This is a genomic window from Streptomyces sp. NPDC057654 (genome assembly GCF_042800135.1).
Taxonomy (GTDB): Bacteria; Actinomycetota; Actinomycetes; order Streptomycetales; family Streptomycetaceae; genus Streptomyces.
This window is the reverse complement of record NZ_JBHVHQ010000263.1, coordinates 1-9,856: the sequence shown is the minus strand read 5'-3', so window position 1 is coordinate 9,856 and position 9,856 is coordinate 1. Positions and strand designations below refer to the sequence as shown.

The window sequence follows — 9,856 nt, the reverse complement described above, 5'->3', positions numbered from 1 at the left end:
GCGCGGGCGCGACCCCCGTCGCGGTCCTCATCCTGTCCGTGCTGACCGGCGTCGCCGGCGAGGTCATCCGCGACGTGCTGTGCGGCGAGTTCCCGCCGCTCCTGCTGCGCGAGGACGTGTACGCGACCGCCGCCCTGGCCGGGGCCCTGTGCTACCTCCTGCTCGACCGGGCCGGGGCCGCGGCCACCCCCGCGGCGGTGGTCTCCGCGGGGGTCGTCTTCGCGCTGCGCATGGGGGCCATGTACTTCGGGCTGCACCTGCCCCGGCCGCGCCGGACCTGACCGGCGCCAACCGGCGCCCCGTACCGTCCCCGGTCCCGCCGGGCCTCACCCCTCCAGGGGCGGGGCCCGGCTTACTTCAACGCCCTACGACGCGCTCGGCGAAGCCGGCTTGCTCGGCTGGTGGATCCACGTCTCGAAGAGCCCGTCCAGCGACTTGCCCGAGATCTCCTCCGCCAGGTCCACGAAGTCGTCGATCTCCGCGTTGCCGTATCGATTCTCCTTCGTCCACGCGGGCAGCAGCTTGAAGAACGCCTTGTCCCCGATCCGCTCCCGCAGCGCCTGGAGCGCCATCGCGCCCCGCTGGTAGACCGCGTTCGCGAACATCGTGTCGCGCTGCGGGTCCGCGACGACCGTCGTCCAGAACTTGTCACCGGCCGGGTAGCGGTTGTACGCGGCGATGAACGCGTCATGCGCCGAGCCCCGCCCCTTGTGCTCGTTCCACAGCCACGACGCGTACGTGGCGAAGCCCTCGTTGAGCCAGATGTCCTTCCACTGCGCGACCGACACCGAGTCGCCGAACCACTGGTGGGCCAGCTCGTGGGCGATGGTGTTCTCGCTGCGGATCGCCGAGTAGATCGGCTTGGACTGGGTCTCCAGCGAGAAGCCCGCCTGCGGCATGTCGTCGACGATCGCGCCGGTCTCCTCGAAGGGGTACGGGCCGAAGACCGTGGCCCAGTAGTCGGTGATCTCGCTGGTCAGGCCGTACACGTCGACCTGCCCGGAATTCTGGAGCACCGGGTCGATCGCCACGTAGATCGGCGTGCCGCCGGGCGTCTTCCCGGTCTTCACGTCGAACTTCCCGATCGTGGCGGTGGCCAGGTACGTCGCCATCGGGCGGTTCTCGCGCCAGTGGCTGACGGTGTCGGAGCCCTCGTCCCGCGTCGAGACCAGCCGCCCGTTGGAGACGCCGGTCAGGCCCTTGGGGGCCTTGATGCGGATGTCGAAGGTCGCCTTGTCGGAGGGGTGGTCGCTGGAGGGGAACCAGGTGGAGGCCGCGTTCGGCTCACACGCGACGAAGACGCCGTCCTTCGTCTTCATCCAGCCGTAGTCGGAGCCGAAGACGATGGGGCCGCTGAGCGGCTGCGGCACACCGCCGTAGACGACGGTGACGTCGAAGGTGTGGCCCTTGCGCAGATAGCTCTTGGGCGTGATCTTGATTTCGTCCCCGGACCGGCTGAAGTCGGCCCGTCTGCCGTTCACTTCGACGGCCGTGACCTCCAGCTTCTGGAGGTCGAGGTCGAAGGACGAGAGGTTCTTGGCCGCTCGCGCGGTGACGGTCGTACGGCCGTCGAGCCGGCCCGAGTCGGGGTTGTACTTGACGTCGAGGGCGTAGTGCCTGACGTCGTAGCCGCCGTTGCCGAGCTGCGGGAAGTACGGGTCCCCGACGCCCGGCGCGCCGGGCGAGGGGGCGGGGGCCGCTGAGATCACCCAGGCGGAGGCCGCCGCGGTGGCGAGGGCGAGGAGCCTGGTCGAACGGGAGAGTGCCATAGCTGTCCCTTCGAACGCGTGAGCCCAATGGAGCAGACGCGCCGAACTCTGCACTCTCCCGTACCGCCATGCGCACGGCTTTACCAACTTGTCATGAATTACAGGGCAGTTGGCCGCACACCAGCCCTTCCGCCCAGGGTCCTACTTCGGCTCCCCGTCCTTCGGAGTCGTCGAAGAGGCCGCGTCCGACGCCGAGGGCAGCTTCTCCGTGCTGCCCGGTGCCTGGTCCGGCGCGTTCTCCGGGTGGTGGCAGGCCACCCGGTGCCCCGTCTTGAGCGCCAGCAGCGGCGGCTCCTCCGTCGAGCAGATGTCCGTGGCCTTCCAGCACCGGGTGCGGAACCGGCAGCCGGACGGCGGGTTGATCGGCGAGGGCACGTCGCCCTTGAGCAGGATGCGCCCGCTCTTGGCCGCCTTCCGCCGCGGGTCCGGCACCGGCACCGCGGAGAGCAGCGCGGTCGTATAGGGGTGCATCGGCGACTCGTACAGCGACTTGCGGTCGGTCAGCTCCACGATCTTGCCGAGGTACATGACCGCGATCCGGTCCGAGACGTGCCGGATCACCGACAGGTCGTGGGCGATGATCACGTACGTCAGGCCCAGCTCCTGCTGGAGGTCGTCCAGGAGGTTGACGACCTGCGCCTGGATGGAGACGTCCAGCGCGGAGACCGGCTCGTCGGCGACCACCAGCTTGGGGCTGAGCGCGAGCGCGCGGGCGATGCCGATGCGCTGCCGCTGGCCGCCGGAGAATTCGTGCGGATAGCGGTTGTAGTGCTCGGGGTTGAGGCCGACGCGCTCCAGCGTCGCCTGCACCGCCTGCTTGACGCCGCCCTCCGGGGTGATGCCCTGGAGCTTGTACGGCGCGCTGACGATCGTGCCGACGGTGTGGCGCGGGTTCAGCGAGGAGTACGGGTCCTGGAAGATCATCTGCACATCGCGGCGCATCGGGCGCATACCGCCGACGCCGAGGTGCGTGATGTCCTTGCCCTCGAACTCCACCTTGCCGCCGGTGGGTTCGAGCAGCCGGGTGATCAGCCGGCCCATGGTCGACTTGCCGCAGCCCGACTCGCCCACCACGCCCAGGGTCTCCCCCGGCAGCACGTCGAAGGTGAGGCCGTCCACGGCCTGCACCGCGCCGACCTGGCGGCGCAGCAGCCCCTTGGTGATCGGGAAGTGCTTGACCAGGCCCTCGACCTTGAGCAGCGGCTCCGCGGAGGGGTCCGCCTTCGGCTTCGGGGTCGTCAGCTCTTTTTCCGGCACGGCGTCGTCCTTCACAGCTTGGGCGCAATCTCTTCGGTCCAGATCCGCGTCCGCTCCTCCTGCGACATGTGGCAGGCCGAGTGGTGCCCCTCGGCGACCTGCCGCAGCTCCGGCCGCTCGGTGCGGGTGATGCCGTCCTTGGGGACGTCCGCGTACGGGCAGCGCGGGTTGAAGGCGCAGCCGGAGGGCACGTTGATGAGGCTGGGCGGGGAGCCCTTCACCGGGATCAGCCGCTCGGTCTGGTCGCGGTCGATGCGCGGCATCGAGCCCAGCAGGCCCCAGGTGTAGGGGTGCTGCGGCTCGTAGAAGACCTTCTCGGCGGGGCCGCGTTCCACGCACCGGCCCCCGTACATCACGAGGATGTCGTCGGCCAGCTCGGCGACGACGCCGAGGTCGTGGGTGATGATGATGACCGCGGAGCCGAACTCCTTCTGGAGGTCGCGGATGAGGTCGAGGATCTGCGCCTGGACGGTGACGTCGAGGGCGGTCGTCGGCTCGTCGGCGATGAGCAGTTCGGGGTTGTTGACGAGCGCCATCGCGATCATCGCGCGCTGCCGCATGCCGCCGGAGAACTGGTGCGGGTAATCGTCGACCCGCTTGTCGGGCTGCGGGATGCCGACCCGGTCGAGCAGTTCGACGGCGCGCTTGCGGGCGGTCTTCTTGTCGACGTCGTTGTGGACCCGGTACGCCTCGACGATCTGCTGGCCGATGGTGTAGTAGGGGTGCATCGCGGACAGCGGGTCCTGGAAGATCATCGCCATCTCGCGGCCGCGCAGCCGCCGGACCTCGTCCGGGTCGGCGGTCAGCAGCTCCTTGCCGTCCAGCCACAGCTCGCCGGAGATCCGGGCCTTGCCGCGCCCGTACTGGCCGACGGTGTGCAGGCCCATGATCCCCAGCGAGGTCACCGACTTGCCGGAGCCGGACTCGCCGACGATGCCGAGCGTCTTGCCCCGCTCCAGCTGGAAGGAGAGCCCGTCGACGGACTTGACGATGCCGTCCTCGGTGGGGAAGTGGATGCGCAGGTCGCGCACTTCGAGGAAGGCGCTGGGCGCGGCGGAGTCGGCGGGTACGGGCTCGCCGACGGCGCCGCTCCTGGTCAGGTCGCTCACGTGAGCCTCACTCGCGGGTCGATCACGGCGTACAGCAGGTCCACGACGAGGTTGGCGATGACCACCGCGGAGGCCGCGATGAGCGTCACGCCGAGGATCAGCGGCAGGTCCTTGTCGCTGATCGCCTTCACCGCGGCCTGGCCGAGGCCGGGCAGGTTGAAGGTGGTCTCGGTGAGGACCGCGCCGCCGAGGACGGCGCCGAGGTCCAGGCCGAGGATGGTGAGGATCGGCGTCATCGTGGAACGGAGCGCGTGCTTGCCGATGACCACGGGTTCTCGCAGGCCCTTGGCGCGGGCGGTGCGGATGTAGTCCTCGCCGAGGATTTCCAGCATGGTGGCTCTGGTGAGCCGGGCGTACATGGCGGCGTAGAGGAACGCGAGGGTGACCCAGGGCAGGATCATCTCGCGGAACCACGCCAGCGGGTCGTCGGCGATGGGTGTGTAGTCGCCCTTCACCCAGCCCAGTCCGTACGAGAAGATCGCCAGCGACACCAGGCCGGTGAAGTAGATGGGCAGCGAGACGCCGGCGAGGGCGACGGTCATGGCCGAGCGGTCCACGGCGGTGCCGCGCTTGAGGGCGGAGAGGATGCCGGTGGCGACGCCGCCGAGGAGCCAGAGCACGCAGGCACCGGCGGCGAGCTGCATGGTGACGGGCAGGCGGTCCTGGAGCACCGGCCAGACGGCCTGCTCGGTGCGGAAGGAGTAGCCGAAGCAGGGTGCGGCGCAGTGCACGACGTCACCGTCGCTGGTGTAGTCGCGGCCCGCGAAGATGCCGCTGACGAAGTGCCAGAACTGCACGAAGATCGGGTCGCTGAGACCGAGCTTCTGCCGAATGCCCTCGATGGCCGCGGGGTCCGCCTGCTTGCCCACGAAGAGCGTGGCGGGGTCGGTTCCGGTGAGCTTCGGAACCGCGAAGAAAATGCCGAAGGTCACCAGGATGACTATCAGCAACATCACGATGACGGCGATCAGCCGCCGGACGATATAAGCGAACACTGCGGTCGGCCGGCGGTGGCCCGGGGCCCCTCCTCCCCATGGTCGGAGGGGCTTCCGGACCACCACGCGCGGCCCTCACCTGCCCTTCGGGCCTAGCGGCGGGTGTGCCGGTGGAGCGGACGGACGATCACTTGGTGACGCCCAGCGAGGCGTAGTCGTAGCGGCCGTTGTAGGAGTCCGCCGTGTAGATGTTGGTCAGTCGCGAGGAGCGCCAGATGACGTTCTTCTCGTAGGTGAACGGCAGATACCAGGCGTCGTTCATGACCTTCTCGTTGGCCTTCTCGTAGAACGCGGCGGCCTTGGCCGGGTCGGTCTCGACGTTGCCCTGGTCGAAGAACTTGTTGACCTCGGGGTCGTCCAGCAGCGGGTAGTTCTGGTTACCGGTCGGCTGGATGAACTTGCCGTCCGAGATGGGCTGGAGGAAGCCCTGGCCGCTGGGGAAGTCGGAGCCCCAGCCCTGGATGATGATGCCGTAGTTCTTGCGCTTGACGTTCTCGGGGGAGCCGATGATGCCCGCGTACTGGGCGCCGTCGTACTCGTCGATCTGGGCCTTGATGCCGACCTTGGCCAGCGACGCCTGGAGCGACGTGGCGGTGGCGACCTCCGGCGGCTTGTTGTTGCGCACCGCGATCGTGGTGGTGAAGCCGTTCGGCTGGTCGCACTGCTTCAGCTCGTCCTTGGCCTTGGCCAGGTCCGGCTTGCCCGCCTTGATGTTGTACGGGTCGAACTTCGGGTCGTAGCCCTTGACCGCCGGCGGCAGCATGCTGGTGCCGAGGTCGCCACCGGCCATCGGGCCGCCGCGCGCGGTCTGGAGCGAGGTGTGGTCGGCCGCGTAGATGACCGCCTTGCGGCAGTGGATGTTGTCGAACGGCTTGACCGTCTTGGGGAATGCCGCGTAACGGATGAAACCGGTCTGCGGGTTGTCGACGTTGCCCTTGTGGGCCTGGAGCGCCTTCTGGCGGCCCGCCGAACCCATGCCGGTCGCGTTGATGTCGATGTCGTACTCGCCGGCGATGAGCTTGTTGTCCATGTCGTCGGCGTTGGTGGTGAGCTTGACCGAGACCTTGTCCGGCAGCGCCTTGCGGACGGGGTCCGAGGACTGCTTCCACTTGTCGTTGCGGACCAGCTCCAGGCCCTTGTTGGGCGTGTAGGACTGGAACTTGTACGGGCCGCTGGAGAACGGCTTGAGGCCGTACTTCTCGCCGGTGTCCTTGTCCTGACGGACCGGGGCCGCGGCGGGCAGCGCCAGCATCTGGAGGAAGTCGCCGTTGGGCTGGGGGAGCTTGAAGACGATGGTGTTCGCGTCCGGCGTCTCGATCTGCTTCAGGCCCAGCTTGTCCTTGCTGGTGTCCTTGTACGGGCCCTTGTAGTCCAGATCCGGGTCGAGGACCTGCTGGACCCAGGTGGGACCGCCGGTGATCTTTTCCTTGGCCCAGGTGCGCTCGATGCCGTACTTGATGTCCTGGCTGGTGACGGGCTTGCCGTCCTCCCAGGTCAGGTCGGGGCGGAGCTTGAAGGTGTAGGTCTTCTTGTCCGCCGAGATCTGGCCGGTGTCCGTGGCCATGTCCGGGACGAGCTCGGAGCTGGCGGCGCCCGGCGCGGGCTTGGGGGTCACCAGGGTGCGCGTGTAGTAGCGCGCGAAGTCCCACATGAATCCGTAGTAGCCGCGCTGCGGGTCCCAGGAGTCGGCGTCCTGCGTGCCGATGAACTTCAGCTCGCCGCCCTTCTTGGCGGACGTGCTGGCGACCTTGCCGACGGCCGCGTTGAAGCCGGGGGCCTTGGAGCTGTCGCTGGAGCCGCCGCCCCCGCCGCAGGCGGTGGTGGAGACCAACGCCGCGACCACGAAGGCCGATCCGGCGGCCAGTCTGCGCCTCGGAATGCGATGAGTTGTCACGTTGTCGCGACCTCCGTGAGATTCTCGGCCCGGATCGGACCGGTGGTTCGGGGGTGAGCTCCTGACGAGGAATCAGTGGTGCGGTTCGCCGGAGCCGTCGTGGGTACTGCTGCGGGGTGCTGCTCGGGGGTACTGCGGGGTACTGCTGTGGGGTTCTGGGTGCCTCGGGCCCTCGGCCCGACGGCGCTTCGCGCAGGTCAGCGCGAGCCCTTCGGGTCGAGCGCGTCCCGTACGCCGTCGCCGAAGAGGTTGAAGGCCAGCACGGTGATGAAGATGGCCAGACCCGGAATGATCATGAACATCGGGTCGGCTTCGTAGGTGTTCACGGCCGCGGAGAGCATCTGCCCCCAGGAGGAGGTCGGCTGCTTGACGCCGGCGCCGAGGAAACTGAGGGCGGCCTCGGTGAGCACGTTGGTGGGGATCATCAGCGTGGCGTACACGGTGATCGGCGCCACCAGGTTGGGCAGCAGCTCACGGAACAGGATGTACGCGCGTCCGGCGCCCAGGCTGCGCGCCGCCTCCACGTACTCGCGCTCTCTGAGCGACAGGGTCTGACCTCGCACGATGCGGCCCACGTACGGCCAGCCGAAGAATCCGATCACCACGATCAGCACGCCCATCCGCACGCCCGAACCGGTGAAACCCCAGATGGAGTTCGGCACCACGGAGACCAGCGCGATGATGAAGAGCAGCTGCGGAAAGGCCAGCAGGATGTCCATGACGCGGCTGATGATGGCGTCGACCCAGCCGCCGAAGTAGCCGGCGATGATGCCGAAGACCGTGCCGACGACGACGGCGACGACGGCCGCGAAGAACGCCACGAGCAGCGAGACGCGGGCGCCGTAGACCACGCGGCTGAAGACGTCGCGGCCGTTGACGGGCTCGACTCCGAAGATGAAGTCGGAGTTGATGCCGCCCCAGGAGCCCTTGGGGGTGCCGAAGAGCGGGTCGATCTGGTCCTCGTGGAAGTTGTTCGGCGGATGCCCGAGCAGATCCACGATCAGCGGCGCGAACACCGCGACCAGGATGAGCAGCAGCACGACTACTCCGCCGGCCAGGGCCAGCTTGTCACGCTTGAGCCGCACCCAGGCGATACGCCACGGGGAACGGCCCTCGATGGCTTTCGCCGGGACGCCGGCCGCGACATCGACGGCGGCGGTCTCGGCCGCGCTCGTGTCGTGCATTGGTGCCGTCATCGTCTGGGGGACCCCTCTCGACCGGCAATAGCCGGCCCACGCTGCCGCCGACGCGGCTTGGTTCACATCTGGTGCTGCGAATGGTGCTGAAGGCGCGGGAAGTTCACGCGAGCAGGTCGTACACAGGACCGACTCTGCTTGTTTCGGGGAGTCTTCAACGGGCCCGCGATCACCCGCCAGACCTGACCGGCAATGGATGCGCAACCGTGATGTGTATAGAGAGGTTCCGTTATACGGACAGTCGTGATCCGTGAGCGGATCAGTAACTGGAAGGACTGTTTGTCCAGTTGGTGTCAGTACGCTCCGGCCTGGCGGCCTTGCGGCGGCGGGTAGCCGTAACCGGCTGTGGGCGCGGGCGCCCCGGCGCCGTACGCGTCACGGTCGAAGAACGGCCGCGTATTGGCCCGCATCCACATCGCAACGGGGTCGTACTCGTCCGACATCGACACCGTCGACACCGGCAGCCCCTCCGGCACCACGCCCACCGACTGCTGCATCATCAGCCGCACCGAGTCGACGGCCGGCTGGGACGTGTCGTACAGATCGAGGCCGATGGCCAGATACGGCGCGCCCAGCGCGGGTTGCACCCAGGCCCGGCGCAGCGCCCTGACCACGGGAGTACGGTGCGCGTTCTGCCCCAGTAGGGCATAGAAATGGTCGATCTCGATGGCCGGTTCGCTCAGCCGCAGCGGACCGGCGGGCAGCCGCTCCAGGCCGCCGGCGATGCGCCGCAGATCGAGCCAGGGGATGCCGACGCCGCCGCCCGGCGCGTGCGGATTGAGCCACAGGCCCCAGCGGTCGGGAAAGAGGGAGGCGGCGATGGCGCGCCCGCCGACCACCTCATGGGCGCGGTTCCAGCCGCTGGCGGCGAGCTCGGGGGCGGAGGTCACGCACGGCGCGTAGCCGAGGCCGTCGATCTCCATGTTCCCGTACTGGGCGTCGGGCGAGCCGGCCCGGCCGTGCCAGAGCAGCATCCACACCTGGCCGTCGGCAATGGCGTGCAGCAGCGCCTCGTAGGCGTCGTACCGGCCGGGCGCCACTTGGCGCAGCATCTGCTCCACGCCGCTCTCCGCGCCCGCGCTCACCTGGGTCCGCCCTTTCCCTCGGCCGTCTCGGCACCGCCCCGGGGCGCGCCAGTGCGCCCCGCCCGGTCATCCCACCAGCTTACGAGCCCGTACCGCCCTGCCGTGGGTCAGCGCCCGTGTCATATCCCCGGCCGGAGACCGGGCGCCGGCTCCGACGAGGAATCGAGCGCCGGCTCCGACGAGGATCCGCCACGGTCCGCGCGTCACAGGTCACGGTCGTAGAACGGCCGGACGCGCTCGGTCAGCCACTCCCCGACCGGGTCCTGCGCGAGGTCGAGGAACACCATCTGTACGGGCCAGGGCACCGGAACCGTGTGCAGCGCGCGCCCAAGGGCGTCGACGGCGGCGGTGCGGCCCTCGTCGTCGGGCAGGTCGAGCTCGACGCCGACGAACAGCGCCGGGTCCTGGGTCTCGACGCGGGCCAGGGCGCGCCGGGCGGTCCGCACCCGTCCGGCGGCGGCGAACTCCAGCCCGGCGGCGGCGAGGAAGTCGACGGGCTCGTCCTGCCAGTCGGGTTCGTAGAGCCGGACCCGGCCGCCGGTGGCGGGGCC

General features: G+C 69.1%; 9 protein-coding genes. 1 reads left to right on the top strand and 8 read right to left on the bottom strand.

Going from position 1 to position 9,856, the window contains the following annotated elements; genetic code table 11:
• The coding region (locus ACFU99_RS20430) for a TRIC cation channel family protein (protein WP_384393948.1) at positions 1-281 on the top strand (281 nt) is incomplete at its 5' end.
• An 84-nt stretch (positions 282-365) separates the two neighbouring features.
• On the opposite strand, the gene ACFU99_RS20425 is transcribed toward ACFU99_RS20430, so the two are convergent.
• The 8 genes from ACFU99_RS20425 to ACFU99_RS20390 all read right to left on the bottom strand — a co-directional run.
• The gene (locus ACFU99_RS20425; protein WP_384393945.1) at positions 366-1,769 is read right to left on the bottom strand and encodes a M1 family metallopeptidase; all 1,404 of its coding nucleotides are present in this window, start codon (positions 1,767-1,769) and stop codon (positions 366-368) included.
• A 141-nt stretch (positions 1,770-1,910) separates the two neighbouring features.
• Positions 1,911-3,026, bottom strand: coding sequence for an ABC transporter ATP-binding protein (locus tag ACFU99_RS20420; protein ID WP_384393942.1), 1,116 nt, complete (start codon positions 3,024-3,026; stop codon positions 1,911-1,913).
• 11 nt (positions 3,027-3,037) lie between these two features.
• Positions 3,038-4,135 (bottom strand): ABC transporter ATP-binding protein, encoded by a 1,098-nt coding sequence (locus ACFU99_RS20415; protein ID WP_384393939.1) that lies wholly within the window; start codon positions 4,133-4,135, stop codon positions 3,038-3,040.
• Positions 4,132-5,130, bottom strand: a complete 999-nt coding sequence (locus tag ACFU99_RS20410; protein ID WP_384393936.1) for an ABC transporter permease — start codon at positions 5,128-5,130, stop codon at positions 4,132-4,134. The genes ACFU99_RS20415 and ACFU99_RS20410 overlap by 4 nt, the downstream gene beginning before the upstream one ends.
• A gap of 127 nt (positions 5,131-5,257) precedes the next feature.
• Positions 5,258-7,024 carry an ABC transporter substrate-binding protein gene (locus tag ACFU99_RS20405; protein WP_384393934.1) on the bottom strand — a complete coding sequence of 589 codons (1,767 nt, stop codon included), beginning with the start codon at positions 7,022-7,024 and terminating at the stop codon, positions 5,258-5,260.
• A 197-nt stretch (positions 7,025-7,221) separates the two neighbouring features.
• Positions 7,222-8,220, bottom strand: coding sequence for an ABC transporter permease (locus ACFU99_RS20400; RefSeq protein ID WP_384393931.1), 999 nt, complete (start codon positions 8,218-8,220; stop codon positions 7,222-7,224).
• A 293-nt stretch (positions 8,221-8,513) separates the two neighbouring features.
• Positions 8,514-9,272 carry an enhanced serine sensitivity protein SseB C-terminal domain-containing protein gene (locus tag ACFU99_RS20395; protein WP_384393951.1) on the bottom strand — a complete coding sequence of 253 codons (759 nt, stop codon included), beginning with the start codon at positions 9,270-9,272 and terminating at the stop codon, positions 8,514-8,516.
• A gap of 236 nt (positions 9,273-9,508) precedes the next feature.
• Positions 9,509-9,856, bottom strand: a 348-nt coding sequence (locus ACFU99_RS20390) for an enhanced serine sensitivity protein SseB C-terminal domain-containing protein (protein WP_384393929.1), incomplete at its 5' end; no start/stop codon positions are given.

Coding starts and splice junctions, on each gene's coding strand:
- ACFU99_RS20400 (WP_384393931.1), bottom strand. CDS start 8,220: ATGACGGCACCAATGCACGACACGAGCGCGGCCGAGACCGCCGCCGTC.
- ACFU99_RS20425 (WP_384393945.1), bottom strand. CDS start 1,769: ATGGCACTCTCCCGTTCGACCAGGCTCCTCGCCCTCGCCACCGCGGCG.
- ACFU99_RS20395 (WP_384393951.1), bottom strand. CDS start 9,272: ATGCTGCGCCAAGTGGCGCCCGGCCGGTACGACGCCTACGAGGCGCTG.